The organism is Kitasatospora sp. NPDC088783, from assembly GCF_044750705.1.
Classification (GTDB): domain Bacteria; phylum Actinomycetota; class Actinomycetes; order Streptomycetales; family Streptomycetaceae; genus Kitasatospora; species Kitasatospora fiedleri.
In genome coordinates, this window is sequence record NZ_JBIVKJ010000032.1 from 1 (window position 1) to 26,849 (window position 26,849).

Genomic DNA, 26,849 nt, shown 5'->3' on the forward strand with positions numbered 1-26,849 from the left:
TCACCGAGAACCTCGGCGACCATGCGCACCGCACGACGCCGCAGCTCAGGCGGGTAGGAAGAGGGACGTGCCATGACTCGAATCCTTACACGAAACCGAGTCCCCACCGAACCCGGGGAGGTTCAGTCTCAAGGACGCTGAACCGGTCGGGGGCGTTCACGCTGCCGGTGCGGTTCCGCAGCCGGGTGGACGATCTCGATGGCCTCGTGATCGACCGGGTGTGCGGAACGCTGAATCGGCACGGTCCTCCGTCCGCCCGTTCCGAGTGCGAGGCGGTGGCCGCGCGGGCCGGGAGTGGGAGAGAATCCAGCAGCGACCGACTGGAGGATCTTCATGGCACACCGTCCGCTGCTGATGCTGGACGTCGACGGGCCGATAGCCCCGTTCGACCGCATCCTGCGCCCCCGAGGCTACCGGACCCACCGGGTGCCCTCGCAGACGTGGAGGCAGCGGCAGCTCGAAAAGGGCGTGCCCGACCCGAAGCCGCTGCGGGTCTGGCTGAACCCCGCCCACGGGACGTCCCTACTCGCCCTGCCGTACGACCTGGTGTGGGCGACCGCCTGGCGGCACGAGGCGGACGAGCACCTGGCGCCGCTCCTCGGCCTGCCCAAACTCCCTTACGTGAACTGGGAGTCGATGAACCACAAGGACCCGGACGGGCTGCACTGGAAGACCCGGCAGCTGGTCTACTGGGCCGACCAGCAGCCCTTCGCCTGGGTGGACGACGAGATCGGCCCCCAGGACACCGAATGGATCGCCGCCAACCACCCGGGCCGCGCGCTCACCCTGAAGATCGACCGTCGGTACGGGCTGCGACCGGATCACTTCGCCCAACTGGCGGACTGGGCACAGGAGATCGCCCGCTGAAACCGTGAGGCTGAACCCAACGCCCGATGCCCGACGAGCACCGAGCAGTCCCGCGGCCGCGGACTACTCAGGTTGAACTCGCGATGTCGGTGATCAGCTCGCAGCCAGGCTGATCACCGACATCGCGAGTTCAACCTGAGTAAGGGGCGGGAGTGCAGGTGCGGTCGCCGATATCGCCGAACGGGAGGGTGGCCCGGGCGGTGGCGCCGGTGCGGTCGAGCGTCGTCAAGGTGACGTCGCCCTTCGTGCAGGTCGGGAACCAGAGCGCGTACAGGGTCCGGGCGCCGTCCGCGAGGGTGCCGATCCGGCGGACCGTCAGGGGGGTGTCGCCGCAGGCCGCGGAGGTCACCTCTTGGTGGTCGGCGCAGCCCCGTACCCGGACCGAGACCTGGTGGACCTCGGCGAAGCATTGCCGCTGGTCCGGGGTCTCCCAGACGTAGGCGGCGCCGCCCGGCCACGCCTGGACCAGCATCAACGTCTGCGGGTCGGGAGCCTCGGCCTCTCCGGCCATCGCCGTCGTCAGCGCGGTGCGGGTGCGGCTGAACACCTCGTCCAGGCTCGCGGCGGAGGCGGACGGCGTCGCGGCCGTGGCGGAGGACGGAGCGGGGACGGGGGGAACGGGTGACGCGCTCCCCGGTGAGCAGGCGGTCAGGGCGGCCAGCAGCGCAGCCGCCCCGAGGGCGTGACGAAGTCCCTGTCGCACGTGGCTCCCCCACAGCGTGCACCCGACGCCGGGGCGGTGAGGGGGGAGCATACCGCGCGGGCAGGTCCACTCGATCGGGAGTCACAGTCACCCACGCACTATGCAGCGCCGCACCCGCCGCACGCACGTGCCCCCGCCCGCAAGGGGCAAGGAGGCGCGGCGGGGCAGGGCCGCCGGGCCGGGGGGCCGGGGGGCCGGGGGGCCGGGGGCCGGGCAGAGTTCCGCGACAAACAGCCCGTCACGAAACCCCCAGCCAGCACCCCAACCACAGACACCCGGAACAGGACCGGACCGCCGGGACAGGACCGGATCGCTCGACATCCGAGCAGCAGGCAGACCGGACCGGGCCTGCATCAGCCCCCTTTGACCGCCGTCTGGACAACTCCATTGTCCGGCCCGGTTGTCCCGCCCGAATCACCTCGGCCAAGGGCCCTGTTCTCACGGTGTGCCCGTGCCCGACGCCATAGCCCCGGCAGGCGGGGCAGTACGGTGGCGTCCTTCGGCGCGGCCAGGTGCGGGCCCGCTGGGCGGCGTGTCCAGGAGAAACGCATCCGCCGGTCAGCTCCACCAGCTCTCAGCACGGCCTGTCCATCGACGCAGGCGTGTGCTGCTGGAGCTGTCCATTGCGCGCTGGGCACGACAGCGAGGGGGCAGCGTGTTGAGGAGCCGTCCTCGCCGTCGCAGCCCCGGGGCCCTACGGGTGCACCAGTCGGTGCAGAAGCGGTCGGAGCGGCTGGCGGCGGTCGACGGCATTTCTTGGGCACATACCCGGCAGTGGCCTGCCGGGCAGGAGGTCGCCAAACTCTCTAGGAGCCGGCCTACCCGGTCCCCCTCGCGCTCCTCCAGGGGTTCCTGATCGGCGATGAACACCTGCCCGCAGTGCGGGGGCTGCTCATGCCCCGACCTGTACTGCGCGTGCACTGGGCCGGGCGCGCCGGATGAACTGGACACCCTCGGCTCGCTGTGACGACGCCCCGGGCACCGGCGAGCTGCCGGCCCCCGGGGCGTTGCGCCGCCGCGGTTCAGCGGGCGGCAGGGGCGGGGCGGTTCAGCAGGGTGGGGCCGACGCCGACCCAACGCGGCACGGGCCGGTCGTGCGGTGCCCGGCCGGCGAGGTCGGCGGCCGGGCCGATGATCCGGCGGAGCTTGTCGCGCTCGTCCTGGGGGCGCGGTCGCCGCGGTAGAACGAAGTGGGGCTGCCTGTTGCTGTCACGGGACGTCAACGACCGGTCTTGTGTTGCGACGATCGCTGGAATCCGCCTCTCACCGCCCGACCCACCACGGTACGCCGTCGGCGGCCGGTGTCGGGAGCCGCACCGGAGGCCCGCAGCCGTACCGACGGCAGCGGGCCCCGGAGCGCCACGGGATCAAGGGATCAGCCGCAGTGGGAGTCGAAGCCGCCGCTGACGTTCTCCCCGATCCCGCCCTCCCAGTCGATGCAGGAGTTGGGTGCGTAGAGGTACACCGGGCCGGCGTACGTCGTGTAGTAGTTCTCGTCCAGGACCGCCCACTTGGAGGCACCGGCCTTCTTCAGCCCGGCGAGCATCTGCAGTGCGGGGCCCGGGTTGTTGCGGATCGTCACCACGCAGTTCTTGCCGGTGGAGCTGCTGTAGGTCAGCCAGACCGTGCCGCCGGAGTTGAGGTCCCGGTGGTCGATGGTGCTGTAGCCCGATCCACAGACCCCGTTGTACGAGGCCGCCTGGGCGGTCGCCGGTACGGCTGTCGCGATGCCGCCGGCCACCAGGGCCAGCACTCCGGCCCGGGCGACGGTTCGCTTGCTTCGCTGGTGCATGCGGTGCTGCGCTCCACTCTCGTGCGGCCGCCGGGCGGCTGCCCGGACGGGAGTTCGAGAGCGTAGGCGACGGCGGTAGCGGCCGCGTATCGCCCACCGGGCGAAGGCGGGCTGCCGGAACAGCCGGCCCCCGCCGGTGGCCATCCGGTGGGTGCCACTGTGGCGGTTGACCCAGTCGCGTCGCCGATCCCGCCGGGTCCGCCGGGCACCGCGCGGCCGAGCAGCTCCTGCTGCTGCGCGAGGCGGCGGTGCCGATGCCGGTGCCGGTGCTCACCGCGGCGGTGGAGCTGCTCGCCCTGCTGGCCGGCAGCGAGGACCCGGAAAGCGGCGGTGGCGACGGCGGCGACGGCGGCCCGGCTGCGCGCGGCCGTCGAACAGGGCGGCGCCGACCCGGGCCGCTGAGGCGGGTCAGGTCCGGGCCGGGTCTTGGCACAGAGCCAGGGTGATACTTGCAGGCGGCGCGGCGGGCGGTGGCGTGCCGGACCGGGACGTGGTGGGCGTCGACCAGGTAGGTGGGCGGGGCGTCGAGGCCTACGAGCGCGACCCAGCCGCCGTGGCGCTCGGCGCTGGAGCGGGCAGCCGAGACCGGGCGGCAGGCCGCCGCCTGGGTACGGGAACTGGCAGGACGGCAGACCGATCCTGGCCACACGCAAGCGCTGCTGAACGCCGCCGAGGCGATCGAGACGGCCACGTCGACGGCGATCGTGCCCGGCGGGGACGGGGAAGCCCTGGACGGGCTGCACCGCACCTGGCCGTCGGCGGGAGAGGTGATCGGCCCGGCCCACAACCACGACTACGACCGCGGCGAAGGGGAAGGCTGGCAGACGCTGCCGGAACTCACCGGCGCCGAGAAGGTCGCGGTGGTAACGGTGTGCGCGCTGGCCGCCGCCATGCCCGGCACCGTCCTCGACTACTGCCCACCCGAACTCGACGCCCTCACCCACACCCTGGAGGCCGCCATCCGCACCGCACCAGGAAACTGACCCACCGACCCACCCGAGGCGCGCGACTCAGGCCAGGACCTGCGCCAGGACCTTCGGCGCCGGAGACGGGTAGCCGGCCCCGTTCGCGCCGACCCGCCCGCCTCGGCCCGGACGGCGGTGGCGGTGGACAGGTCCGGCAGGTGCCGGGCCTGCTCGGTGAACAGGCCCGGCAGACACCGCTTTCCCCCTGGACAACGCCGCGAACCCCCTGGCCGGACGCCGGGCCGACGTCCTGTTCGCCATGCTCCGCGATGGGACTTTCTACGAGTCGAAGCCGGCCACGGCGGTCAGCTGAACTGCGGATCCGCCAACAGAACCACGCGATCGGCCTCGACATCGAACGCTAGGACTGGGTGAAGTGGATCCGACTCGGGAGTCAACGTCACCGGCTTGCCGAGCCGCCGCCCGATCGCCCGCAGCAGACGACACAGCAGATTGACGCCGTCCTGGCCCTGCAGCTCCCGCAGGTCAACGTCGAAGTCGATGGAGCTGACCTCATACGCCCGGAAGATCGCCAGGAATCCGGGGGCGGGCCAGACCCTCAACAACGCGTCGCTGTTCCGGCTGCGGCCCAGCATGTCCACAGCTCGTGGCAGCCGGACCAAGGCACCGTCCTCGGAGTACTCGCACGACCACCCCTTCGACCGCACCAAATCCAGTACTGCCTGCCAGTCCTCGACCGAGGTGTCTGCGACACACGCATCCGGCAGCGACCCCATCAGGTCAGGGTCGAAGAAGTCCCTGACGTCGTCCCACAGCAGATCTGGCATCTCGCCATGCTGCCTGGCCACCCCACCCAAATGCAGCCCGATTTCCTTGACGAACCCCGTAGAGGTACCCCCCAACAGCAGGGCGGCTTGTGGTGCCCCTCCGGTTCCGTCACGGTGTGACAGTGAACCTCTTTCATCCTGTCTCTGCAGGGTGAACTGCCTGGTCAGCGGGCGGCAGTGACGCAGCAGGGTCCCTCGTCGTTGCCGTGGTGATCTCACTCATCACGTCGCCGCCGAGGGGCCCTGCTGGTCTCATATCCTGCCATGCTCGATGTCCCGCACGAGCTGGTCGAGCACGTCTCGTGGCCGATCCGTACCCGAAGGTGTGAACTCGGGTCGCGCTGGCGGAAGTTGAGCTGCTTCAAACAGGCCCTGCCGGTCCTGGCCCACCTGCGGAAGAACGAGACGTTCGCGCGGGTCGCCGCCGGGTTCGGGGGGTCGGAGGCGACGGCCTGGCGGTACTCCGACGAGAGCGGGGAGGTCCTGGCCGCCTGGGCGCCGGGCCCGCGCGAGGCCCTGGCGGGACTGGGCGAGGGCGACTTCGTGATCGTCGACGGCACGCTGATCCCGACCGACCGGGTCGAGACGGACGAACCGTACCACTCGCAAAAGCACCGCACGCACGGGATGAACGTGCAGGTCGTCGCCGCACCCGACGGCACACCCCTGTGGTTCTCCCGCGCCCTGCCGAGCCGCACCCACGACCTGACCGCGGCCCGCGCCCACGGCATCGCCCAGGTCTGCCCGACCCGCGAGGTCCTCGTCCTGGCGGACCGAGCCCACCGCGGCGCCGGCGCCACCTTCCGCACCCCCCACCACAACCACCACGAACTGCCCGAGCACCACCAGCAGTACAACCGCGACCACGCCCGACTCCGAGCACCCAGCGGACGAGCCTTCGCCCAGCTGAAGACCTGGAAGGTCTTCAGCAGAGCCCGCTGCTCGACCAACCGCATCAGCCGCCTGATCACCGCCGCCCACACCCTCATGATCCACAGCGGCACGACCAGCGAAAACTCAGGATGAAAGAGACTCAGTGCAGCTCACATGAGCCGGCGTGTCAAACAGCGAGTGCGTGGGTCAGCAGCCCGGGAACGGTCCGCGGCCTTGGCCGTGGTCAGCCTGTTGCCGAGCGCGATCTTTCGCGCAGGCCGCCGATCTCGGCAGAGGTTGTCTGGCTGAGTTGCTCCGCTGCCGAACGGAGCGCGGTCTCCCAAGCCTGGTAGGCGTCAGGACGCTCGTTCGAGATGAACTCGACGTAGTACTCATCGCCCACAGCTTGAAGGAACTCGAGCTCAGGACCGGTCTGTGCTTCGGTCAGGCGACGCCAGATATTGGCCGCCACCTCGCGGGGCGTCCCGGTGCCGGCCGCTAGCTGGCCTGCCAGGTGGTGGAGATAGCACCGTTCGGCGCTCTCCCAATCGGGGACGCCGGTCCCCAGCTCGCCCATCGCCTGCCGGAACAGTCCTCTGATTTCGACGGCGTCGTCGCGGCGAGCACGTCCCGCCAGGTCACGCAGTGCGGGAGAGTCAAAGCCGACGGCCAGCAACTGAGCGGCCTCCATCGGCAGGTCCTCGGTCAGAACAAGACCGACGACGTACCGCCACGCGACTGCGAACACCTGATCCATGCTCGACATCCTGCCGAATGCACAGTGCCCGCCGCGAACTATTTCAGTGCTGGCGGCTGGAGGATGCACTCAAGGAGACGCTCCTCACAAGTCCTGTGGGGCCGGGGTGCCGCCGGCCGGCGGCGGGGGGTTGTGGCCGGAGTCGGGCTGCTGGAGGCGCAGTTCGAGGCGGCGCAGTTTCTGCTGCCGACGGCGGTCGGCGATGTACATCGCCGGTATCCAGGCCAGGACGAACGCCGAGGAAATGATCCCGACGGCCGTGCCGTGCCTGAGCCACATGGACACGGCGTTCCAGATCATGACCGCGCCCACAACGAGCCACGACCACCGGGCCGGGTGCCGGCGCTTGCGGTTTTGCCGGATGACGGTGCACAGGGCGTTTTGCTGAGCGGGGTCCTGGGGGATGCGCTCGTCCTTGATGGCGCCTCCCAGCTCGGTCAGTTCCGCCAGGCCGCTCAGCCCCAGCTTGCGGGCACTGCGCCACTGGACCCAGCGGGTGAGTCCGACGGTCATCAGGGCCCACAGGGCCCCCGCGACGATCGCCGGCCACCACGGCCCTCCGGTCGACACGTGCACGAACACCGCGAAGAGAGCAGCCAACACCGCCCCCACCGCCCAGAGCATCCAGATGCGCTTGCCCACCGCGAGGCGGCCCTGTCCCGCTGTATACGCCATACCGGCCGCCTGCCCGTCGACCGTCCTCCAAATCTCCATCATGAGACGGGAGTTGGCACAATGATGGTCCGAGGGGCGCGAAGCCGCGGCTGGGGGCCGCCGGTCACACGAAGCGGCTGGAAGGCTGGAAGTCGTACGGGGAGGCGGGGAAGGGGTCGGAGAGGATCTCAGAGCGGATCTCGCCGGTCAGGACCGTGACGAGGAAGCGGGGGAAGGTGAGGTCGACGTGCTCCCACCGGGAGCTGCGGGCCTCGTTGACCACGACCGTCCACTCGCCGGGGTCCTGGTCGGGCAGGGCGAGCCAGTACAGGAACTCCTCGTTGTCGGTGGACGCCCACGGGATGAGTCGGGCACCGGCTTCGTCGAGTTCGGACAGCTCGGTCTCCCCGCCGCCCCAGAGCTGCTCGTTGGCCTCGGCGCGCTCCTCGGCCGCCGCGATGAAGTCGTAGAACGCGTTCACGCAGCCGGGATCCAGGACCCGCAGGTAGCCATCGACGTAGCCGCCGCCGAAGGTGTCGATGATGGTCTTGTAGTCGACGGGTGGATCGGCACCGAGCCGCTCGCGCACAGCCCCAGTCCTTGGCCCGGACGCCGCCGGGGCGGGGCAGCAGACCGAAGAGAGCATCGAGTGCGTCTTCCACGGGGCGTCACCTCCACTCGTCGCGGACGACGAGGCTACCGGCACCGGCCCTGCGGCCAAGGCGGGGCGAACCATGCGGGCCCGCCCTGGCGGACTGGAAGGCCGTCGTGCCGAGGCAGGCACGACAGGGTGCTGCCGGCACTGCCCACCACACCCTTTCAACGCCCGTTTCGCACCCGCCAGATGGTGATGCCGATCGCCACCACGACGAGCACACCGGCGCAGATCCCGACGCCGGGTCCGAGGTCGGTGGTTCCGGCACCGCCGGCCAGCAGAAGAGTCACGCTGGACCCCTACCCGCAATGGGGAGGACCCCACTGGAACGAGGGGCCGGCCTGTCCACTGCGCAAGGGAGCGGCCCGGGTGCGGGCCCCCTGGCGGCGGGTTGTGGTCAGGTCGAGGTGGTGCGGGCGATGGCTTCTCGACGTCGAGCTGGTCGGCGAAGTCAGCGAGGGCGGATCCGAGCGGGTCGACGGTGTCCGGGTCGAGGTCGGCGTGGCCTTCTCCGGCCCAGCCGCCCCAGATCCGGGAAAGGAGCGCAGCATGGCGCTCACGTCGGCGACGGCCAGGTGCCGGGTGCCGTCCACCCAGGCTTCCCGGCTCACCTGGCGGTGATCGTAGCCCGTAGCGGACACGGGGGCGAGGGGCCGTGCGGGCGGCCGCCCGGCCCCTTCGGCCGCAAAGGGTCTGTCAAGGAGCCGTAAGAGTCGTATAAAATCGCTCGTGGTGTGCCGGGAAGCCTGGTCGGCGAGCAAGGGGACAACCCTCTTGTTCCTCAGCCGGTCCGGGGGTTCCCTGCATGGTGCTCATCGCTGTTTTCGGGGTCGCGCTGCTCGTCGCGGTCCTGCTGTCGGGCCTGGCCGCCCACACCGTCCCTGTCCACCTCGCTGCTGTTCCTCGCCTCGGGTGCCCTGGTCGGCGACGGATTCCTCGGCCTGATCCACGTCACCCCGAACAGCCGGATCGTCGCGGCGACCGCGGACCTGGCGCTGTTCACGGTGCTGTTCACCGACGGCATGCACGTCGCCTTCCCCTGGCTGCGCGCCGCCTGGCGCGACCCCGCCCGCGTACTGAGCCTGGGGATGCCACTGGCGTTCGCCGGGATGGCGCTGTGGCGCACCAGCCCGCTCGGCACCTTCATCCTGCTGCTGGTCGCCTCCGCCGTCCTGTCCGGCGTCGTCGACAACATCCCCTACGTCGCCACCATGGCCCCCATCACCGCCGACCTCCCCCACACCGTCGGCCAGCCCTACGGCACGTTCCTGTGGTGGACTCTGGCCCCCGGGTGCCGACCTCGGCGGCAACGCCACCGCCATCGGCGTCTCCGCCAACGTCGTCGTGCTCGGCATCGCCGACGCAACCGGCAACCCATCAGCTTTGGGACCTTCACCCGTTACGGCATCCCGTCACCGCCGCCACCGTCGCCGTCTCCGCCCTCCACTCGTGGCTGCGCTACTTCGCCCTCGCCTGACCACCTCCACAACCTCGCACCCCACCGAACAGGACGCCCGTGACCGCCTCCGCCGAACCACCGGCCGCCGACGACAGCCACTCCACCGGGAGCCTGGTCCTGACCGTGCTCATCCGCCAGGCCGCCACCCTGCTGCTGTGGGGCGCGATCGCCCTCGCCGCCTGGCCGCTGGGCATCTCACCCGGCTACCCGCCCGTCGCTGCCGCCACCATGCTGATCGCCGGCCGGCCCGTCTTCGCCCGCTACCGCACCGCACCCCCACGCCGACGCACCGCCGCCCTCCTCGCCGCGGCCGTCCTGATCGGCACCGGCCTGCTCGCCTGCGCCGCCACCGACCTGCTCCTGCCCGACCACCTGCACTCCGAAGACCTCGACCTGCTCATCGCCACCCTCGCCGGCACCCCCGCTGCCGTCGCCGTCTTCTCTCGCGCCTGCGGCCGCCACAGGACTGCCGTCGGCTGAACCACCCGCCCGCGCCACTACCCCGGCCCCGCCCGGCCCAAGGAAGAACCCTTGATCTCCCTGCCTCCCATACCTCTCCCCGCCGTTCGGCCCCGCGGCTGGTGGCACCACACCTGGACCCTCACCGCCGCCGTGGTCGGCACCGCCCTGCTCGCCGCCGCCCTCGCCTGCGGGATCGTCGTCCCCTTCAGCGTCGCCGAGGAACGCGCCTACCGAGCAGCCGCACCGTGCCCCGCCGACGCCGCACCCGATGCCGACTGCCTGTACTCCCTTACCGCCCGCGTCCGCGGCACCCACATCGACACCCGCCCCAAACAGCAGCAGTTCACCCTGCGCCTCGACGGCCCCCCACCGGTCCCCGCCGAACTCGACTTCCCCGGCCAGGATCCGCTCCTGCGCCACCTGCTGCCCGGCGAGCAGGTCACCGTCACCCACTGGCACGAGTACACCGTCGCCGTCACCCGCGGCACTACCACCCAGACCAGCAGCGACACCCCCATCGACGAACCCGAACTCATCACCGGCCTCGCACTCATCCTGCTCACCCTCGGCACCTACACCCTCAACGCCTCCGTCCTCGCCCGCCGCCCCCGCCCCGCAGGAGTCGGTCTACCATCCGTCCTCGCCGACCGCGCCAAAGCCGCGCTCACCGCCGCCGTCTGGACCCTGCCCGCCGGACTCCTCGCCGCCACCTGGGGCGGCCCACCCCTCATGCTCCTCGCCTGGGCCACCATCCTCCCCACCCTCCGCTGGTGGCTGCGCCATCGGGCTCGACGCACCCCGCCAGCCTTCCGGTAGCCCGAACAGCGACATCCCACCTGCTGGATCAGCTGGTGAAAGGCCCGGGTTCAGCGGATTTCCACACGCTGAACTTGACAGGGAATGACCATGGACGCGGTGGACGACGCTGACGCGGTCGCCGGTGTCGGCGGCCGGGTCGGTGCGGGCGGTGTAGCCGTCGACCTCGGGATCGGCACCACCGGGACGGGGCTGCCGAGGCGCAGGTGGACGGCGAGGCGCTCGATCAGCTTCCCGACGGCGTCCAGCTCGCCGGGGCGCAACGCGGAGAGGGCGTGCTCGGCGGCGTCGGAAAGGAAGACGGGCAGCGGGAGGGTTCCGGCGCGGGCGCGCAGGAGGGCAGCACGGTGCCGTTCGCGCTGCTGGCGGGCATGGGTGACGGCAGCGGTGATCTGCGGGTCCTCCTCGACCGGCAGCCAGTTGGTGCCCTCCGACTCGCACAGGCGGTTGTGGTGGCGGCGCAGGATCTCCTCGCGCTCGGCCGCAGCTTCCTCGGTGGCGGCCGGGCGGTCGGCGGTGAACTCGGTCATCTGCTGGCGCAGTTGTCGGTAGACGCCGCTGTCGGCCCGAAACCGGCCCCGAAAGCTGATCAACGAAACCGCCGACGAAACCGGCCGACCCCGGCCTGCGGCATCGGCCGGATGCCACGGTCCTTTGCCCGTCCCGGGCCGGGTGCGGGCCGCTCCGTCAGAAGGCGATGACGGCGCTGATGCGCTTGCCACCGCCGGGCAGCAGGCAGACGTCCACGGCGGCGCACAGCTTGAGGACCAAGGCCCAACCGCGCCCGCCCCAGCGGACCACGTCCTCCAGGGCCCCCGTGTCAGCGCGCGGCAGGCGCACGTCGCCATCCTCCACGCTGATACACAGCCCCCGGGCCGAGCGCCCCGCTCCCGTTGCGGGGCCGACGGCCGGGGCGGGAGGGTGTGGGGCCGTGCCGGCGCGCGGGCCGGCGCCCTCCAGACGGGCGCTGAAACCGGTGACGCCACCGGCGTGCCGGTTGGCGTTGGTCACCAACTCCGTCGCCACCAGGTGCGCGTCGACCTCCACCCCCGTCACCGTCCCCGCGTTCCGCAGCAACCGGCTGACCGCCGCGCGCGCCTGCGCGGCGCTACGCACCAGCGGTACCCACACGTCCAGTTCCCCGGCCGGGTCCGGCACGCCGCCGCATCCGACGCGGCCGTCGGTGTCCGGACCTTCGCTGTTCGAACCACCGGTGTCCGAACCACCGGTGTCCGGGCGGCCGGCGTCGGGCGGGCGGGCTTCCAGCCGGTGGGGTGCGGGGTGCGGCGGGGCCGGGCGGAGCGAGAGCGGGTAGTCAGGCATGGGAGCGGCCTTCGTTCGGTGAACTCCTGGAACAAACGGGGCAAAAGGAAGGAAAAAGGAGCTGCTATGTGTCGGCTGCCCCCGCCCGGGAAGGTCACACCACCCGCCGTCCGTACGCCGACACCTCGCGGTTCGTCCGGGTCACAGCGCTCCCCCGCCGCCGGCGGCATCCGGGTGCGAGCTGTCCACGCGGTTCACGGATCGGAGGGGAACCGTCCCCTTCACGGGCACCCGCCGTCCCTCGGCTTCGCCGAACCAGCGCCTAACGCCCAAGTCCGCTGCGAGAGCGCCTGCAGCGGTTCCGGAGGAACCGGCAGCCCTTCGGTCAGCGTGGCCGGGGGCCTGGTGGGCGGGGTGGGGCCTGGAGGTCGCGCTGGTTCAGGACGCGGAGACAGCCCCACCCCGCCGCGAAGACGCCTAACCCGTAACCGGCCGGCCCACACACCCCCGATCCCACCCGTGCGGAGCACGGCGGCAACACCACGGCGACCGAAGTGACGGCCGCGGCGCGGAAGGTGAGGGCACACGGAAGCGGGGCCCGCGCATCAGCGCAGGCCCCGCCCGGAATCCGTGGTCCTCGGTAGTGCCGACTACCAGCGGTACCAGCGGCCGCGGCTGCCACCGGCGTTGGTGCCGCGGGCGACGAAGCCCACCACCCACACCACCAGCACGATGATCGCCACCCACCAGAGGATCTTCACCGCGAACCCGGCGCCGAACAGGAGCAGAGCCAGCAGCAGGACGAGAAGAAGGGGAACCATGAAGACCTCCACGCAGTCTGTGTCGAACCGCCGTGTGCCCCCGAGCCGGCCGAATATTCACACGAATCAGCGCGGCCGGACCGGGCATGCGCTGGTCCCGACACCACGGTGGGGGCACCGGGTGCGAAGACCGCAGAGAGCCGGAACGAGGAGGACGCGATGAGTACGGGCGACAAGATCGAGAACATTGCCGACAAGGCCAAGGGCACCGTCAAGGAGACCACCGGCAAGGCGGTGGGCAACGAGCGCCTCGAGGCCGAGGGCAAGGCCGACCAGGCCAAGGGCGACCTCAAGCAGGCCGGCGAACACGTCAAGGACGCCTTCAAGGACTGAGCGCTCCGTCCGGTCAACGTGTGTGGGGCCCGCCCGGCCGTCGGGCGGGCCCCACACACGCATCCGGAAAGAACCGCGCACAACTGCGCGGACAGACAAGAGGGGAAAGCGTGGCAGCAAGAACCGCCGGTGCGGGCAGGAAGCAGCCGCGGGACGAGTACGCGGGGACGGGCGGGCAGGTGACCGGCCAGGAGCGTGACACGGTGCTGCCGGGCACCGCAGAGCCCCACACGGCGGGCCGGGCCGCCATGGGCGGGGAGGTCGCGGATCCGGGCGGCCGCAAGCCGGCCCGGAGGCGGTGGATCGCGGTCGCCGCCCGATGGCTGGTCCTGGCCGCCGCCCTCCTGGCCTCGGTCGCCTTCGCGGCCGCACTGGCCCGGATCACCCTGGTGCCCGAGCCCGGAGCGGTCGGCCACGTCCACGACAACCTGCGCCCCGGCAACTCGCTGCGCCACTACCTGCTGCACGCCGCCGTGCCGGACGCCCTACGGCAGGTGGGCGGGAACGTGCTGCTCGGCGCGCCGTTCGGACTGCTGCTGCCGGTGCTCTGGCCCAAGGCCCGCGGCCTGTTCCGGGTGCTGCTGGCCACCGCGGCGCTGATGCTGCTGGTCGAGGCGGTCCAGGGCGCGCTCCTCACCGGCCGAGCCTTCGACGTCGACGACATCGTCCTCAACACCAGCGGTGCCGTCCTCGGCTACCTCCTCCTGGGACGCCGACTCGTCCGAGTGGTACGACGCGGCCGAACACCGCACGCCGCCGCCCCGCAGCGACCGGAACACCCCGCCGCCCCCCGCGGACACCAGGTCAGGCCGGACACCACCCCCGACCTGGCGCGGACCAACTGACGCCGCCTGGCAAACCGGCCCGTCCCACCTCCCGAACGGGAACGAAGGTCAGGCCATTGCCCACCATCCGCGTTCGCCCCGATCCGCGTGCAGGCGGTGGGCGGGAGCGGTGGAGTGGAACACGATCGGGCGGTGTTCGACCGTCCCGGGCCGTACAAGGGCCGCAGGCCGCTACGGTTCCGGTGGACCGACCGGGCCACGGGACGAGGGGAACACCGTCGTAGGGCGCCACGAGCCGGGCAGGGAACGTCGGCACCGGCCCGGGCCCGGGGAGGCACGGCCACCGCGACTGGGGCCTGGAGACCCCGTCGCAGCCGGGCGGGTGGCAGGCCGACAGCCGACTGTTCGAGGAGGTCACCGGCGCGGTCTTCGACGCGTGCCTGCCGTGCCAGGACGTCGCGCTGACGCTGCTGGTCGAGGACGCGGTGACCACGGCCCGGCTGGTGGAGCCGGCATGCGGGGCGATCATCGAGCGGGCGGGCGAGGTGCCGTCGGCCCTGACCGCCCCCGGCGCGCCCGGCCACGCCAGCGGGGCATTGCCAACGCCGCCCGTTCCGTCGGCGGCCGGTGCCGCTCGGCCTGGCCGTCGCCGTCGGCACCGGGACCGCGGACGGAACGGGCGGCGTTGGCGGTCTTCGTTGAGCGGGAGGGGCACGTTCAGGTGTCGCGCGCGCACAAGGAGGGGGAGGTCGCGCTGGGTGCCTGGTTGAACAATCAGAAGGCTCGCCGGGACAAGCTGAGCGTGGAGCAGCTCGGGCAGTTGGAGGCTCTGGGCGTGGCTTGGTAGTTGGGGGCTTTGGCGGGCGTGCTGTTGAGGTTTCGTGGAGGGGCTGGGAGTCGTGTGAGATGCGGAGCTGTGTGAGATGTGGGCGGGAAGCCGCTGTCCGATTCGCCCCGGCGTGTTCTCGCGCCGGGCGGTGCCTGGATGCCGGTCCCGGACGAGCGGGCGGTGGTGCCGTCGCTGATGCTGTGGCCGGCAGGCTCATTCATCGTCGGGGGCGTTCATGCGGGCAGTCGGGTGTACGGGATGCTGGGTGGCGCGGGTTGGGGGGCGGTGGCGGTGTGCGGGGTTCAACTTGGGCTGGGTTCGCGTGGTGCTCCGAGGGGGGCTTGTGGGCGGATTCGCGGGAAGGGGCGTGGAGCCGTTCGTCGAGGTCGTCGCTGCCGATCTCGCCGGGCGGGTCGTGCTGTTCGGCGCCCTCGGCGGCGCCACGGGCGGCCGCGGGTTCGGCGGCGTCACTTCTTAGCTGACGTTGTCCCGGAAGGGGGTGGGGGTCGGCTTCGGCTTCAGCTGGTCGGCGGGGTTTCCGGTCGTGCGGATCGGCGAGGTTCTCGTCCGCGGTGCGCGGGTGGGGAGGGCTTGGTCGCTGTCGGCGGCCGGCGGCGGCGGCCTGTCGGTGGCTGCGGGGTTCAGTTGGTGAGCCCTCGGGCCGTAGCGTGGATCAGTGGCCCAGTACCTCCTGCGCGGCCTGCGCCTGTGCCCGGATGGTTGCCTCGGCTCGGCTCATCGCCTCGGCGTCGGCCTCGATCGCCTGTTGCTGGTAGGCGCGGTCGACCGCGTACCAGACTCCCACCAGGTTGGTCTGCTTGCGGCAGGCGGCATCGGCGGTGGCGACCTGTCGTTCCTGTTCCGAGGGCAGGTCGGTCGTCCACCAGCGTTCGTCGTTCATCGCCGCCAGTGGGTCCGGATAGTCGTGGCCGGCTTCTTTCATGCAGCTCGACCAGTCGGCGAACACCGCCTGGGTGCGAGGGTCGCTCCGGGACTCGTCCAGGGTTGCCAGCTTGGCGCTGACGGCGGCGTTCACGTCCCCCACCTGGGCGTCCGGGGACCCGGCCAAGCGTTTGGCCGCTTCGCCGAAACAGCCGTGGTCGGGCACCTTGACGCCGGCGACGACCTGCCCTCCGGGGCCGAACTTGGCGGTGGGGCTTCCGGAGCCGGTGGCCACCACCGTCATCTCCGGGGTCATCTTGCTGTCGGCGCCACCGGTGGCGCCGTCGGTGGCGGTGCGGGCCGCGGCGGCGGAGAGCCCGCCTTCCGGGTGGTAGCCCCATGCTGCCATCAGGGCGGGGTCCTGGCGCCCGTAGCGGCTGTCGATCCGGGTGGTGGGAGCGTCAGCGCTGCGTGTCGGCAGCTGCGCCTGCGGGGGCTTGTAGTCGAATCCGAAGCGTTGCATGCAGGTGGAGACGAGCAGTGCCTGGGCTTTCAGGACGTCGAGCTTCTGCTGGGGGTTCAGCAGGTAGGCGTCGAGGGGCAGCGGTTCGTCGTTGGCCGAGGTCAGGGCGGGTACGGCTGACACCGAGGGGGGTGGCGTGCTGTTGCCGGCGTTGCCGTCGGGGGCCGGGGCCACGGCGGCCGTGCACGCGGTGAGCAGCAGCGGCAGGGCGGTCAGGAGGGCGGCGGCGGGGCGGCGGCGGCTGGGCACGGGCGTTGACTCTTCCGGATCGTGGGGCACGACGGGCGGGTGGGGGGCGGATGCGGTTCGGTGCGGTGGTTCCCGGCCGTTGTGGCGGGCCGGGAACCACCGCACCGAGGGCCTCGGGGCGGCGGGGTGCCTACCAGCCGGCGCCCGGGGGGACGCGGCCCGAGGCGTTGTTGTTCTTCAGGTCGGAGTTCAGGTTCTGGAAGGTGACGTAGGGGTCGAAGACCTGGCACACCACGTCGCAGTTGTAGCCGCTGTTGTAGTAGATGGTGAACTGCGTGCTCAGCCAGCTGTCGATCGCCGCCGCGTTGTTCTTGACCTCGACGCCGGCGCCGGTGCTGCCGTTGTTGCCGGCCTTGAAGTACTTGCCCGCGTAGTTCGAGACGTCTGCGGTCTGGCGGTAGTAGGCGCCGAAGCCGTACGCGCTCGAGCTGTAGTACAGGCACACCTGGTGGGAGGTGCAGTCGGCGGTGTGGGCCGATGCCGGGGCTGCGGTGGCGAGGCCTCCGGCCAGGAGGCCGCCGGTCACGGCCATGGCCGCGACGAGTTTCTTGACGTGCATGTGGTTCCTTCCGTCGAGCCGCCGGAACATCCGACGTCCGCGTCGAGAGGCCGGTGGCCCTCTAGCGGTTTCATGCTGCGGGGAGGCGGTAGCGGCGCCGTATCGTGCGCGTGGCGGCGTCGGTGGGGCGCTGGCGGCGGTCGCCAGGCTCCATGTCGACGGTTGCCTCCTGCACGCCGTCGCCGCTGGCCGGTTCGTTTTCGCCGTGGTCGGCGCTGCTACGGCCGCCGTTACCGCGGGCCGGGTGTGGGGGGCTTCGGTGGACGAGGGCGGTGTCGCGGTGGCGGCCGCTTGGGGCTGCGGCTGCGGCTGCGGCGGGCCCGTACAGCCTGGTCGGTCGTGGACGGGCGGGCAGGGACTGCGGGCGTCCACGGCCGCCTGGTCGTCGGCGGGCAGGGACTGCGGGCGTCCACGGCCGCCTGGTCGTCGGCGTTCCCGATCCGGCCGTCGCCCCGGGCGTCAGGGCCCGGGTTCCGCGGTGACGTCTTCGGCGGTCTGCGGCGCGCAGGGCCGAGGGCGGGTGGCCGCAAGGTCTCCGGCACGGCGGCGTCACTGGAGGAGTGGTGCGACGCCCGGGCCACGGCTGGTGGGCCGGCAGGGCGCCGGCGCCGTTCGGGCGCAGCCGCACCGGCCGGTGTCCGAGGGTGGCGGCCGGGTTGGTGCGGTGGCTGCGGCCGCCGGTGAGGCGGGCGGCGGGCGGCAGGTGCTGGGTGTCGCACGCCCGCGCCGTGCGAGACGCGCCGTCCGGGCGGAGCCGGGTCCGGGCAGGGCGCCCGTCCGCCGGCTTGGGCCGACGGGGGCGGCGAGCGGGAGCGGCGGGCAGCGGCGGCGGGCGGCGGCAGCGGCGGGCAGCGGCGGGCAGCGGGCGGCGGCGGCGAGCAACGGCGGCGAGCAACGGCGGGCAGCGGGCGGCGGCGAGCAACGGCGGGCAGCGGGCGGCGGCGAGCAGCGGCGGGCAGCGGGCGGCGGCGAGCAGCGGCGGGCAGCGGGCGGCGGCGAGCAGCGGCGGCGGGCAACGGCGGCGGGCAACGGCGGCGGGCAACGGCGGCGGGCAACGGCGGCGGGCGGATGGTGTCGTCCCGTGCCGGCGCCCGGACCGGTCCCGCCGGGGATCAGCGGCGAAGGGCCCGTCCTGCGGCCGCGTCGCATGCGGCGGCACCGGAGAACAGCCGGCCGGGACCCGGGGCCTGCCGCGGCCCCTGCGGAACGAGGAGGCGCCGAGATCCGAAAATGGCCAAACCCAAGCGGAATTGACTTGACGTCAGAAAATACTCTCGGTTCGCTGTCGAATCTGCTTGCATCATGGCGTTGGCCTGCGAGAACGTGTGCGCTGTCGATCTTGGGTAAGGATTTAATGGAGGTTTTCGGTGTCGGTGTTTCGGAGCTGGACGGTGGCGGTCGCCGCGACCGCGGCCCTGACAGGCTGTTCGGGCTCCTCGCCGAGCAGCGAGCAGGCTCCCCGCCTCGCCGTCGGCACCGGGCAGTGCGCGGGAGGCGGCAGGACTGCTGGCGCTGATGGACACACCGCAGGCCCCGTTCTCCGCCACGTTGTCCCGAGCGGGTGAGGGACACCAGCTCCGACGCGAGGACCAGGGGCGCCGTCAACGTGGCGGACATCCAGACGGGCGAGCTGTCCGTCGTCGGGCTGGACGGCGACGTCGTCACCACGGTGTACCTGACGCTGACCCGGGACGCCTCCTACCACCGCATAGACGAGGGGCCGTGGACCAGGACGGAGCGCGCCCCCGAACCGCTGGTGGCGGACCACCGCCCCCTGGTGCGGGCGCTGCTGGCCACCGACCCGGCCTCCTACCGAGGGATGGAGAAACTGCGCACGCGCAAGAGCGGCCAGGCGTAGCGCCTGTCCGGGCGGCTGCCGGTGGCCGTACTGCGGGAGGCCGTCAGCGCTCGCAACCTCCAGCGCCTGACCGAACACCACATCACCGACTGCGGCACCGGCCTCCTCATCGACACCGATGGCCGACTCTCCGAACTCACGGTGGACTGCGCCGGCGACGACTACCAGCTCACCTCGACGCCGGACCTGTCCGAGTTCGGCCCTGTGACCGAACCGAAGGCACCCACGGACCGATGACCGCCGCCCCGCGCCCTCGCACCAGCCCTCGACGCAGGCGCCCGGCCGGTCGTCCGGACCGCGCCGGGCGGTACCGGGCGGTACCAGGCGGTGCCGGTGATGCTGCCGGGCGGTGCCGGTGATGCTGCCGGGCGCCCGGTTCCAACCTCCCCGACGGCGGTAAGAACGGCTTCCACCTCAAGTGCGAGCGGCCCGCCACGGCCGTCCTCGTCCTCGCCCTCGCCCTCGCCCTCGCCCTCGGCCGGCAGGTGATCCTCGCCCGCCAGTTCCGCCCCTGTCCCCAGCAGGTCCCGCACGAACTGCCCGGCGGCTTCGTCGAACCGGCCATCGACCCGGCCGGCACCACCGCCGCGCTCCTGGAGGAGAGCGGCTACCAGGGCACCGTCCAGCCCGTCACCGGGGTCTGGGACGACGCCCACTCCAACGCCATCCGCCACGCGTCCGCCGCCGACTGCGTCAAGGCCGCCGAACCGCGGCCCGAGCACAGCGAGTCCATCGACACGATCCCGATACCCCTCGACCTCTTCCGGAGCGAGGTCCTGCGCAAGGGCCCGCGCACGGACGCCGCGGCGGCACACCCGGCGCTGGACCACCTCGGCCCGCTGCAGCCCCGGCCGGCCGGTCCGACACGCAACCCCCACCTCACCGAAAGAGTCCACTGCGAAGAACCGGACCGACACCACCGACTGGTACACCGGCACCCCGCGACCGATGCCCACCGACACCCTCGCCCTCGCCCTGGCCGGCGGCAAGGGCCACCCGGCTGCGCACCGGCACCGACCCGGAGCTGACCACCACCCCGAAAGCGCCGGCGTCCTTCGCGGTGACCGAGAGACCGAGAGGCCGAAAGGCCGCCGGGGTCAGCCGCACCGGGCCGGCGTGGTCGACGACGTTGCCCCCCCGCGGTGGAACCGACCATGCTGTGGGCGGGCCGGAGAGGGCCTCGCACCACGGGGAAGCAGCGCAGCGCGGCCACGGCGTCCAAGCCATCCAAGCCGTCCTGGCGGTACTGGCCGTCTTGGCCGTCCTGGCGCGGGACGTACTCGACGTACCCGGCAGGTCGGGAAGAGCCCGTGCTCGGCGAACACGGGCCGGAGCGTCACCGGCCGGCGCCGCTGGTCATCGTTGCGCGGATCCGGCCGCGTCTTCCACGCCCTTCACCACCCGGCCGGGGCAGGGAACCCAGCAGGGGCGGTCCGGTCACCGGCACGCAGTCCTCGGCCCGCGCCGAAACGGATCGCCCGCGGGCGATCCGTTTCGGCACGGGCTCCGAAGAGTGCTTCGGATCATCGGCTACCCGCCGCAGGGGCGGGTGGCATGATCGTGCCCGGGGAAGAGGGAATGCATGGAACCGATCATCAGCACCGCCGGCAAGGCGTGGCCGCCCTGGCCCGAACTGATGCCCGGTCACCGGCCCGTCCTAGTCGCCCCCGCCGACCCGACACGGCCCACCCCCTCGACGGAAGGCTGGCGCGGCCCCGAAGACCACAACCCGCAACCCGAGGAAGACCACCCGGAAAAGGACCACCCGGAGGAGAACCGGCCGGAGGAGAACCGGCCGGAGGAAGGCTGGTCGGAGGAAGGCTGGTCGGCGCTCTTCGACGGCCGGCACCTGACCGTCCGACGCCCCTGCGGCACCCCCTGGTACGACGGACCCCTCACCGCAACCCGCGAATGGACCCGCGCCGCCCGCACCCACCACACCCTGCTCATCGTCACCGGCCACTTCACCACCGCCTTCGACTTCCCCCCCGCCGCAGCCACAGGACAACTCCTCACCCTCACCATCCCCATCCGCCTCACCGACTCCCGCTGACCCCGCACGCACGCCCCTCCCGGGGCCCGGCCCAGGACACCGCGCTACCGCGGACCGGGAAGCCGCAGTCCGGGGGCGGGGCCGGGGGCCGGCCGGGCGCGGCACGAGGACCGCCCCTATCCCTGCTGGGGTGCCTTGGGACGCGGGCGCGGCCCGGCCGGCGCCACGGCCGTTCAAGACCCGTACCCGGTAGCGGTGTTCGCCGCCCCGGCGAAGCGGCAGGCCACGGCCGGAACCCGGACGGGTACCGGTGCTGCGGCCCGGCCCGGCCCGGAGCGGGAGGCGGAAAAGGGGGCGGGCGCCTTCGGGCCGGCCACGGCGGCCGGGACCCGGCCCGGAGCGGGAGGCGGTGTCCGCCGCCGCCCCGCCGGAGGCGACCGACGCGGCCCCAGCCGGCGGCGGCAGACGCCGCGGTACCGGGGGCCCGGCGGCCTTCACACCGGGCGGGCGGCCGCGGCGCACCGCGCCTTCCACCGCCGGGGCCGGGACACGGGAGGCTGCCCGGTCAGGTGTCCGCGGCGGGGTCCTGCCTGCGGAGCTGCTCGTTGATGCGCAGGGCCTCTTCGAGCTGGTCCTCGAGGATGATGATGCGGCAGGCCGCCTCGATGGGCGTGCCCTGGTCGACGAGGTCGCGGGCGCGCATCGCGATCCGCAACTGGTAGCGGGAGAAGCGGCGGTGGCCGCCCTCGGAACGCAGAGGGGTGATGACGCCCTGCTCGCCCAGAGCGCGCAGGAAGCCGGCCGTGGTACCGGTCATCTCGGCGGCGCGGCCCATGGTGTAGGCGGGGTAGTCGTCGTCGTCGAAGGAGCTGACTGTATCGGGGGTGCGGGGGGTATGAGGGGTATGGGGGGTGTGGGGCCGGTTGGTTGCCGTTGTCACTGCACCTCTTCCTGCTACCTGGTTCGAGAACGCGTCGAGGGGCCCCGGCGCCGTTGCGGCTCCGGGGCCCCGAAGGGATACAACACCATCCACCGGCCCTGAGCCGGTGTTCTCTACTTCCGCACCCGCCCCGTCGAGGGGGCGTGCGGGGATCGCGTATGCGTGACCGGAAACCACCGTCCTTCGTACTCTCAGGGGTCTGCGGTGTCCGCCCGGACGAGCACTGCTGCCTCACCGGCCGGGCGATCCTGATGGCGCTCGTGCCCTCCGTTTCCTCTGCGTCACTCCTGCGAACTTACTGATCCAACTGACTGGGTACTGCCCGCTCAGCACGCGCGCCCGCAGCCCGGCGCCTTTGCTGAGATCCCGCGTACTGCCACTGCTGCAACTGCCGTACTGCGACTTCGCTTCACTCTCTACTTCACTGCGGCACCGCCGGCGGCGGCCCCTGATCACCGCGGGCCACCCGACCCGGCCGCCAGCCCCGTCGCCGCACTGCACCAATCCTGGCGTGGCTTCGAAACTCCGCGACCGTGCCGACCTGCAAACTTCCGGCACTACCGGTACTGCTCCCGCCAGTTCGTGTCTGGCGGTTCCGTCGACTTCTTCCTTACGAGAGAGACACTAACCCCGTCCCGCAACGATGTCTACCTCGGCCAGCATAGATTTTTCCGTGTCCCGCGAAGAGATAATCTTCGGAGCCGAGCCGACGAGGGCAACACCGCCCCGCCACCCGCGCCACCCGCCGCCAGCCGACCAGCAGAAGGGGCCAGCACCCCGTGCCAACCACCCGGACACCCGAGCCCCACACCCAGGCCTCCCTGCTCACCGCCCTTGCCGAAGCCGTCCGCGACCGCGACGAACGGGCCCTGCGCCGACTGCTTGCCCGCCTCGCCGAACAGGTCACCTTCACCGACCTGCCGAACCTGCGCAGCGCACTCGAAACCCGCCACCGCAGCAACCGCCCAGAGCCGGACGCCCGGCACACCGGCAACCCCTGACACCCACCCCTCCCACAAGACCCGCGCAACGACCCGGCACCGATCAACCCCGACCCGGCACCGCACCTGCGCCAAACCCGCAGAGCGCGATCCGGTAGACCGGCATGCCAGGACCCCGTACCGCAACACCGCAGAGAACGGCCTGCCACCGAGCCGGGACGACTCCCCCGACAGCCGTCCCGGCCCGACCCGGCTTGGACCGGAGCGGTCCGGAGCGGTCCGGAGCCGGCTGGGACAGGACGGAACGGGACGGCTCCGGACAGGACAGGCAGGACGACGACGCGAACAGCACCCCGACCCCGGCCTTCCGACCCAACCGAACAACACCCCCCCACCCACACGCGAAGCCGCCCGACAGCTCCAAGGCCACCCCACCGCCCGCTGCCACCCCAAGGTCGGACAGACCCACTACGCTCCGCCCGAGGCAACGCACCTCACCTCCGCAGACACACGAAGGAACTCACGGCCCGTTCGGACTCCGCCACCCGAACCCGGCGGGTCACCGACCCGAAAAGCCCGGCCGAACCGAGACGACTTCGGCGCCCAGCAACACACCGACCGGCCCGGCCCGCCGCCCCGGCGCCAGTCTCACCCATCCAAACCGACCGACACCGCTAAAAATCGGCCGGCCGCCGGGGAATTCGGTGCCCGTACGGAGACAAGCAGCGCGACGAGCCGAACCGCACGAAGAAGGGCCGCCACAGCAGCACGTCAACCCCGGCCACGGCACAAGGCCTGCCACCAGACGGGCGGGACCGCACTGGCGCAGCCCAAGCCCGGCCACTCACCGGAGGGCCGGCAGCCAAAGCCCCCGGCCCGCTCCCCGACGTGCACCCGGACGCAGACGCGGCGGGCGCCTCGACCCACCTGGGAGGCGCAGCGCCCAAGAGGTGGACACCGTGGCGCGCTCCACCCCCACCGGCCGACCGACCGGGACGACGGCCGCGAGCCGGGACGGCAAGCAACACAACCGCGGACATGACCCCCGGTCGACCTTCCGCCACACCAGCAAACTCGCCGACAGCCACCAGCGACCCCCGCCGACACGCCGCCCCGGCCGTCGCGACGAGCAAGGCGCCAAGGCCGCGGACACACAGGTAGCCGCTCGGACAAGCCGGAGCGGCCGCGGACACCGACGACGCCCTCGAACACCGCCTACCTCCCGACGACGCCGACCACGCCCCGACCAAGGACACCTCGACAGCGCGAGTGAGACTCAGCTCCCCTTCTGGGAAGCAGCGGCCTTGGGCTCCAGGTCGGCCAGGGACAGGCGGTGAACCGGCTCGCCCGCCAGGACGGTCCGCCGGGTGACGGTGTGATCGGCGCCGACGTGCAGCAGCTCCCCCGACTCCATCAGCCTCCAGTGCGGATCGTCGTCCATTCGCTCGCTGGCGATCACGGTCGCCCGGGTGCGGGCGAGGTCGCCGGAGTGGACGCGCATGCGCCCGGCGGTGCCCGCGTGGTCCAGGTGCCGGTCGCCGTGGTGGCCGCCGGGCCGGCGCTCGAGGACGTACAGCTCGTGGGTGTCCGGGTAGCGCAGCGCCCACAGCTCGTCGGCGGTGGTGAGAACGATGTTGAGGGCGTAGACGGGCAGGTTCTCGGCCACCCAGCGGGCCGCGGCCTCGATGCCGGCCGCGACGTCGCCGCCGCGGGCGGCACTCTCCCGGGTGATCAGAGCGAAGAACCGTTCGGAGTCGGTGTCCCCCTTCACCAGCGACCGGGCCGGCCCGAGACGGGCGTCGAGCCGGTCGAGGCCCCCGATCACCCCGTTGTGCGCGAACAACCGCCCGTCCTGCTCGAACGGATGGGTGTTGACGCCTTCTAGCCCTCCGGTGGAGGCGAACCGAATATGCGCCAGGAACGTCATCGACTCCACCACCGCGGCGTCCTCGGCGAACGCGCGGTCCCGGAACGCCGCCACCGGAGCCTTGTGCACCTGCGGCGCCCCCTCGGCGGTGAAGTAGCCCAACCCCGTGCCGTCCGGCTCACGGCGGCTCTGCGCACTGAGGTTGTCGGGCGCCTCCAGGAGCCAGAACGTCGCGCGGCTACGCCTGGGAGCACTGCTCATCCCGAACAGACGACACATCGAAACCCCACCTCTCCGCCACCACGACCGGGCGCCTCCGGGCAGTCCGACCGGCCACCCATGTCCAGGCCGATCGGGCCCTCCGTCCGTGCCGTGCGCACGACCGGTCACCCCGCTCCTGCCCCGACCACGCACCCGCATGCCCGGACACCGACCCCGTCCGCCCCGGCCCTCCGACACCGGGGAAGACGCCCTCGCCACCTGCCACACCCGGCGGACGGCACCTCCCCACCGACGTCAACCACCCACTCCCCCGGCATCGGCCAGCGAGGAGGGAACCGCACCGGCCCCGGGCGCTACAGCCCACCGGCACAGGCCGACATCCGCAGAACCGGACCACACCCGGCACCAGCCCCCACAGCCGCCACAACGGCCCACCGCCCAGCCGCCCCGGGAACCCGCCCCTCGCACGACCCGCTCAACCGGCTCGCGGCTCTTGACGACGGCTCCCGCCGGCACGCGCGAGGCACGGCCACCGGGGCGGGAAGAACCTCACCGACGGGCCGGGGTGGAGAACGCCGGGCCGTCCGGCGGCGGCCTCCCGGGCGGAGGCGTTCAGCAGAACCAGCCGTCCTGCACCCAGCCGTGCCGGTTGATGTCGCCGTAGGCGAAGCCGTACACCCAGCCGCTCTGGACGCGTTCGACCGTGAACGTCTGACCGGTGTACAGGGTGCCCGTCCAGGCGCCACCCGGTGCGGTACGGACGTACAGGTCCTGGGCGCAGACGGTCTCGCGGTGCCCGACGGTGCCGTTGGCCGCCGCGGCGGTGCCGGCGGCCGCCGTCGCCGCCGTCACGAGGACGCAGGCGGTCGCGGCGACGCGCAGGAGGGTGCGGGATACGGTCACGGGGAGTTCTCCTTCGTCGGGTACGGGCCAGCGGAATGATCGGGGGGACGGCCGGGTGCGGGCCGGAGCGCCACCGGCGTCACCGGCGTCACCAGGAGCCGTACCCGCCCAGGCACTCGTTGCGGACGTAGCCCCAGTCGCCCTTGCCGAAGTCGAACGTCGCCGCCCAGCCGTTGTAGACCGGGTGCACACCCCTGGTGTGGCCGACCTTGTTGCCGTAGCCGAGCACCCGCACCAGCCCCACCGGCCCCGACGCGCTGTCGTAGTTGGCGTAGAAACTCGCGCTCTGGCAGACGATGACGGCGTGTTCGGGCGGCACCACCGCCTCGCCGGTACCGGTCGGCACGACGACGGCCGCCACGGCGGCCACCCCCGTCAGCGCGCGTACGACGGACATCCGCATGATCGGCTCCTCTGATCGGCAGAACTGCCTGGCGGGACGGGCGACGTGCTACGGCGGTACGGAGGCAGGGCGGCGCACGGACCGGACGGGCCGGTACGCGGACACGGGAGACCAGGATGACGTGTCCAGACCAGAAAAGGGAAGGGGCGCCCCTGGAAGACCCGGCGCAGCGGCGCAGCCGATGGAAGAGACCGGCACACCGGACACTGTGCCCCGAACCGCACACCGCCACGCACACCACCCGCGACGCCCCGGTCGGCCAACGCGCTTTATTCCGAGGGCAGTTGGAAACCGAGCTCCGCGGCCCCGAGGTCCTAGGAGGCCGGGACCACCCGGTCCTCGGGCGGCAGTCCGATCACCGCGCCCAGCCGGTCCGGCATCTCCTCGATGTCCGCGTCCCCTCCCGTCACCCCCGGCACCAGCCGGCCCGCCCGACCTGCGTGACAGCGCCGCTCTGCGCGTCCTGACGCCGCCGGCCGCCGGCCGCCGTTCAGTCCTGCACCCGGACTTCCACCGCGGCGGGCAGCGCGGCGACGGGCAGCGCGGCGGGTCGGGTCAGGCGTGTTCGGCCGGCGCCCAGGAGGCCGCGAGAGCGGCGGTGCGCGCGGCCTCGGCGTGCCGCTCCTGCATGTCGGTCAGGCCGCGCACCACCAGGATCGCGAGAACGGCGGCCACGGCGGTGACGAA

29 protein-coding genes and 1 pseudogene are annotated in these 26,849 nt (G+C 72.4%); 14 read left to right on the forward strand and 16 right to left on the reverse strand.

What is annotated here, in order from left to right; genetic code table 11:
- The first annotated feature begins 333 nt into the window (after positions 1-333).
- On the forward strand, positions 334-867 hold the full coding sequence (locus ACIP60_RS37640; RefSeq protein ID WP_400693971.1) for a hypothetical protein: 534 nt from the start codon (positions 334-336) through the stop codon (positions 865-867).
- Between the two features lie 130 nt (positions 868-997).
- Here ACIP60_RS37640 and ACIP60_RS37645 read toward each other — a convergent pair whose 3' ends face one another.
- Both ACIP60_RS37645 and ACIP60_RS37650 read right to left on the reverse strand, forming a co-directional pair.
- A complete protein-coding gene (locus ACIP60_RS37645) occupies positions 998-1,570 on the reverse strand; it encodes a hypothetical protein (protein ID WP_400693974.1) in 573 nt (190 codons plus the stop codon).
- Positions 1,571-2,945: 1,375 nt separating this feature from the next.
- The gene (locus tag ACIP60_RS37650) at positions 2,946-3,362 is read right to left on the reverse strand and encodes a spore-associated protein A (protein ID WP_400693977.1); all 417 of its coding nucleotides are present in this window, start codon (positions 3,360-3,362) and stop codon (positions 2,946-2,948) included.
- A 512-nt stretch (positions 3,363-3,874) separates the two neighbouring features.
- On the opposite strand from ACIP60_RS37650, the gene ACIP60_RS37655 reads away from it, so the two are divergent.
- Positions 3,875-4,345 (forward strand): hypothetical protein, encoded by a 471-nt coding sequence (locus tag ACIP60_RS37655; protein ID WP_400693980.1) that lies wholly within the window; start codon positions 3,875-3,877, stop codon positions 4,343-4,345.
- Between the two features lie 287 nt (positions 4,346-4,632).
- On the opposite strand, the gene ACIP60_RS37660 is transcribed toward ACIP60_RS37655, so the two are convergent.
- Entirely contained in the window at positions 4,633-5,115 is a 483-nt protein-coding gene (locus ACIP60_RS37660) for a hypothetical protein (protein ID WP_400693982.1), read from the reverse strand.
- 206 nt (positions 5,116-5,321) lie between these two features.
- Here ACIP60_RS37660 and ACIP60_RS37665 point away from each other — a divergent pair.
- Positions 5,322-6,141 (forward strand): annotated as a pseudogene (locus ACIP60_RS37665) (transposase family protein).
- Between the two features lie 91 nt (positions 6,142-6,232).
- Here ACIP60_RS37665 and ACIP60_RS37670 read toward each other — a convergent pair.
- The 4 genes from ACIP60_RS37670 to ACIP60_RS37685 form a co-directional block, all read right to left on the reverse strand.
- Entirely contained in the window at positions 6,233-6,745 is a 513-nt protein-coding gene (locus ACIP60_RS37670; protein WP_400693985.1) for a hypothetical protein, read from the reverse strand.
- An 84-nt stretch (positions 6,746-6,829) separates the two neighbouring features.
- On the reverse strand, positions 6,830-7,387 hold the full coding sequence (locus ACIP60_RS37675) for a hypothetical protein (protein WP_400693988.1): 558 nt from the start codon (positions 7,385-7,387) through the stop codon (positions 6,830-6,832).
- Between the two features lie 136 nt (positions 7,388-7,523).
- Entirely contained in the window at positions 7,524-7,988 is a 465-nt protein-coding gene (locus ACIP60_RS37680; RefSeq protein ID WP_400693990.1) for a hypothetical protein, read from the reverse strand.
- A gap of 230 nt (positions 7,989-8,218) precedes the next feature.
- The gene (locus ACIP60_RS37685; RefSeq protein ID WP_400693993.1) at positions 8,219-8,344 is read right to left on the reverse strand and encodes a hypothetical protein; all 126 of its coding nucleotides are present in this window, start codon (positions 8,342-8,344) and stop codon (positions 8,219-8,221) included.
- Between the two features lie 444 nt (positions 8,345-8,788).
- On the opposite strand from ACIP60_RS37685, the gene ACIP60_RS37690 reads away from it, so the two are divergent.
- Genes ACIP60_RS37690 through ACIP60_RS37700 form a run of 3 tightly spaced genes read left to right on the forward strand, consistent with a single transcriptional unit; the run spans position 8,789 to position 10,791 of the window.
- The gene (locus tag ACIP60_RS37690; protein WP_400693996.1) at positions 8,789-9,574 is read left to right on the forward strand and encodes a hypothetical protein; all 786 of its coding nucleotides are present in this window, start codon (positions 8,789-8,791) and stop codon (positions 9,572-9,574) included.
- On the forward strand, positions 9,571-9,993 hold the full coding sequence (locus ACIP60_RS37695; RefSeq protein ID WP_400693998.1) for a hypothetical protein: 423 nt from the start codon (positions 9,571-9,573) through the stop codon (positions 9,991-9,993). The genes ACIP60_RS37690 and ACIP60_RS37695 overlap by 4 nt, the downstream gene beginning before the upstream one ends.
- A 51-nt stretch (positions 9,994-10,044) precedes the next feature.
- Positions 10,045-10,791 (forward strand): hypothetical protein, encoded by a 747-nt coding sequence (locus ACIP60_RS37700; protein WP_400694000.1) that lies wholly within the window; start codon positions 10,045-10,047, stop codon positions 10,789-10,791.
- Positions 10,792-10,841: 50 nt separating this feature from the next.
- On the opposite strand, the gene ACIP60_RS37705 is transcribed toward ACIP60_RS37700, so the two are convergent.
- The 3 genes from ACIP60_RS37705 to ACIP60_RS37715 all read right to left on the reverse strand — a co-directional run bounded on the left by ACIP60_RS37705 (position 10,842) and on the right by ACIP60_RS37715 (position 12,875).
- Positions 10,842-11,321 (reverse strand): hypothetical protein, encoded by a 480-nt coding sequence (locus ACIP60_RS37705; protein WP_400694003.1) that lies wholly within the window; start codon positions 11,319-11,321, stop codon positions 10,842-10,844.
- Positions 11,322-11,478: 157 nt separating this feature from the next.
- Positions 11,479-12,114, reverse strand: coding sequence for an ATP-binding protein (locus ACIP60_RS37710; protein ID WP_400694006.1), 636 nt, complete (start codon positions 12,112-12,114; stop codon positions 11,479-11,481).
- 590 nt (positions 12,115-12,704) lie between these two features.
- Positions 12,705-12,875, reverse strand: a complete 171-nt coding sequence (locus ACIP60_RS37715; protein WP_400694009.1) for a hydrophobic protein — start codon at positions 12,873-12,875, stop codon at positions 12,705-12,707.
- 159 nt (positions 12,876-13,034) lie between these two features.
- Between ACIP60_RS37715 and ACIP60_RS37720 the strand changes: the two genes are divergently transcribed.
- From ACIP60_RS37720 to ACIP60_RS37730, 3 genes are all read left to right on the forward strand, one after another.
- A complete protein-coding gene (locus tag ACIP60_RS37720; protein WP_400694012.1) occupies positions 13,035-13,208 on the forward strand; it encodes a CsbD family protein in 174 nt (57 codons plus the stop codon).
- Between the two features lie 110 nt (positions 13,209-13,318).
- On the forward strand, positions 13,319-14,053 hold the full coding sequence (locus ACIP60_RS37725) for a VanZ family protein (RefSeq protein ID WP_400694015.1): 735 nt from the start codon (positions 13,319-13,321) through the stop codon (positions 14,051-14,053).
- Positions 14,054-14,507: 454 nt separating this feature from the next.
- Complete coding sequence (locus ACIP60_RS37730; protein ID WP_400694018.1) at positions 14,508-14,840, forward strand: helicase associated domain-containing protein; 333 nt, start codon at positions 14,508-14,510, stop codon at positions 14,838-14,840.
- Positions 14,841-15,495: 655 nt separating this feature from the next.
- On the opposite strand, the gene ACIP60_RS37735 is transcribed toward ACIP60_RS37730, so the two are convergent.
- Together ACIP60_RS37735 and ACIP60_RS37740 are read right to left on the reverse strand one after the other, a co-directional pair.
- On the reverse strand, positions 15,496-16,476 hold the full coding sequence (locus ACIP60_RS37735; protein ID WP_400694021.1) for a hypothetical protein: 981 nt from the start codon (positions 16,474-16,476) through the stop codon (positions 15,496-15,498).
- 130 nt (positions 16,477-16,606) lie between these two features.
- Positions 16,607-17,035 (reverse strand): hypothetical protein, encoded by a 429-nt coding sequence (locus tag ACIP60_RS37740; protein ID WP_400694024.1) that lies wholly within the window; start codon positions 17,033-17,035, stop codon positions 16,607-16,609.
- A 1,561-nt stretch (positions 17,036-18,596) separates the two neighbouring features.
- On the opposite strand from ACIP60_RS37740, the gene ACIP60_RS37745 reads away from it, so the two are divergent.
- From ACIP60_RS37745 to ACIP60_RS37760, 4 genes are all read left to right on the forward strand, one after another.
- A complete protein-coding gene (locus ACIP60_RS37745; protein ID WP_400694026.1) occupies positions 18,597-18,893 on the forward strand; it encodes a hypothetical protein in 297 nt (98 codons plus the stop codon).
- Between the two features lie 21 nt (positions 18,894-18,914).
- The gene (locus tag ACIP60_RS37750) at positions 18,915-19,130 is read left to right on the forward strand and encodes a hypothetical protein (RefSeq protein WP_400694029.1); all 216 of its coding nucleotides are present in this window, start codon (positions 18,915-18,917) and stop codon (positions 19,128-19,130) included.
- 248 nt (positions 19,131-19,378) lie between these two features.
- On the forward strand, positions 19,379-19,921 hold the full coding sequence (locus tag ACIP60_RS37755) for a hypothetical protein (protein ID WP_400694032.1): 543 nt from the start codon (positions 19,379-19,381) through the stop codon (positions 19,919-19,921).
- Positions 19,922-20,475: 554 nt separating this feature from the next.
- Positions 20,476-20,946, forward strand: coding sequence for a hypothetical protein (locus ACIP60_RS37760; RefSeq protein WP_400694035.1), 471 nt, complete (start codon positions 20,476-20,478; stop codon positions 20,944-20,946).
- A gap of 505 nt (positions 20,947-21,451) precedes the next feature.
- On the opposite strand, the gene ACIP60_RS37765 is transcribed toward ACIP60_RS37760, so the two are convergent.
- A complete protein-coding gene (locus ACIP60_RS37765; RefSeq protein WP_400694050.1) occupies positions 21,452-21,721 on the reverse strand; it encodes a MerR family transcriptional regulator in 270 nt (89 codons plus the stop codon).
- Between the two features lie 884 nt (positions 21,722-22,605).
- On the opposite strand from ACIP60_RS37765, the gene ACIP60_RS37770 reads away from it, so the two are divergent.
- Entirely contained in the window at positions 22,606-22,827 is a 222-nt protein-coding gene (locus ACIP60_RS37770; protein WP_400694038.1) for a hypothetical protein, read from the forward strand.
- 1,216 nt (positions 22,828-24,043) lie between these two features.
- Here ACIP60_RS37770 and ACIP60_RS37775 read toward each other — a convergent pair.
- The 3 genes from ACIP60_RS37775 to ACIP60_RS37785 form a co-directional block, all read right to left on the reverse strand.
- Complete coding sequence (locus tag ACIP60_RS37775) at positions 24,044-24,913, reverse strand: class II glutamine amidotransferase (RefSeq protein ID WP_400694041.1); 870 nt, start codon at positions 24,911-24,913, stop codon at positions 24,044-24,046.
- A 555-nt stretch (positions 24,914-25,468) separates the two neighbouring features.
- Complete coding sequence (locus ACIP60_RS37780) at positions 25,469-25,759, reverse strand: hypothetical protein (protein WP_400694044.1); 291 nt, start codon at positions 25,757-25,759, stop codon at positions 25,469-25,471.
- An 88-nt stretch (positions 25,760-25,847) separates the two neighbouring features.
- On the reverse strand, positions 25,848-26,156 hold the full coding sequence (locus ACIP60_RS37785; RefSeq protein WP_400694047.1) for a hypothetical protein: 309 nt from the start codon (positions 26,154-26,156) through the stop codon (positions 25,848-25,850).
- Positions 26,157-26,849 lie beyond the last annotated feature (693 nt).

Bases quoted from the DNA above. Each gene is read 5' to 3' on its own strand.
- ACIP60_RS37640 (WP_400693971.1), top strand. From the start codon at position 334: ATGGCACACCGTCCGCTGCTGATGCTGGACGTCGACGGGCCGATAGCC.
- ACIP60_RS37650 (WP_400693977.1), bottom strand. From the start codon at position 3,362: ATGCACCAGCGAAGCAAGCGAACCGTCGCCCGGGCCGGAGTGCTGGCC.
- ACIP60_RS37660 (WP_400693982.1), bottom strand. From the start codon at position 5,115: ATGCCAGATCTGCTGTGGGACGACGTCAGGGACTTCTTCGACCCTGAC.
- ACIP60_RS37670 (WP_400693985.1), bottom strand. From the start codon at position 6,745: ATGGATCAGGTGTTCGCAGTCGCGTGGCGGTACGTCGTCGGTCTTGTT.
- ACIP60_RS37705 (WP_400694003.1), bottom strand. From the start codon at position 11,321: ATGACCGAGTTCACCGCCGACCGCCCGGCCGCCACCGAGGAAGCTGCG.
- ACIP60_RS37710 (WP_400694006.1), bottom strand. From the start codon at position 12,114: ATGCCTGACTACCCGCTCTCGCTCCGCCCGGCCCCGCCGCACCCCGCA.
- ACIP60_RS37715 (WP_400694009.1), bottom strand. From the start codon at position 12,875: ATGGTTCCCCTTCTTCTCGTCCTGCTGCTGGCTCTGCTCCTGTTCGGC.
- ACIP60_RS37720 (WP_400694012.1), top strand. From the start codon at position 13,035: ATGAGTACGGGCGACAAGATCGAGAACATTGCCGACAAGGCCAAGGGC.
- ACIP60_RS37730 (WP_400694018.1), top strand. From the start codon at position 14,508: ATGCGGGGCGATCATCGAGCGGGCGGGCGAGGTGCCGTCGGCCCTGAC.
- ACIP60_RS37740 (WP_400694024.1), bottom strand. From the start codon at position 17,035: ATGCACGTCAAGAAACTCGTCGCGGCCATGGCCGTGACCGGCGGCCTC.
- ACIP60_RS37760 (WP_400694035.1), top strand. From the start codon at position 20,476: ATGGAACCGATCATCAGCACCGCCGGCAAGGCGTGGCCGCCCTGGCCC.
- ACIP60_RS37765 (WP_400694050.1), bottom strand. From the start codon at position 21,721: ATGGGCCGCGCCGCCGAGATGACCGGTACCACGGCCGGCTTCCTGCGC.
- ACIP60_RS37775 (WP_400694041.1), bottom strand. From the start codon at position 24,913: ATGTGTCGTCTGTTCGGGATGAGCAGTGCTCCCAGGCGTAGCCGCGCG.
- ACIP60_RS37785 (WP_400694047.1), bottom strand. From the start codon at position 26,156: ATGTCCGTCGTACGCGCGCTGACGGGGGTGGCCGCCGTGGCGGCCGTC.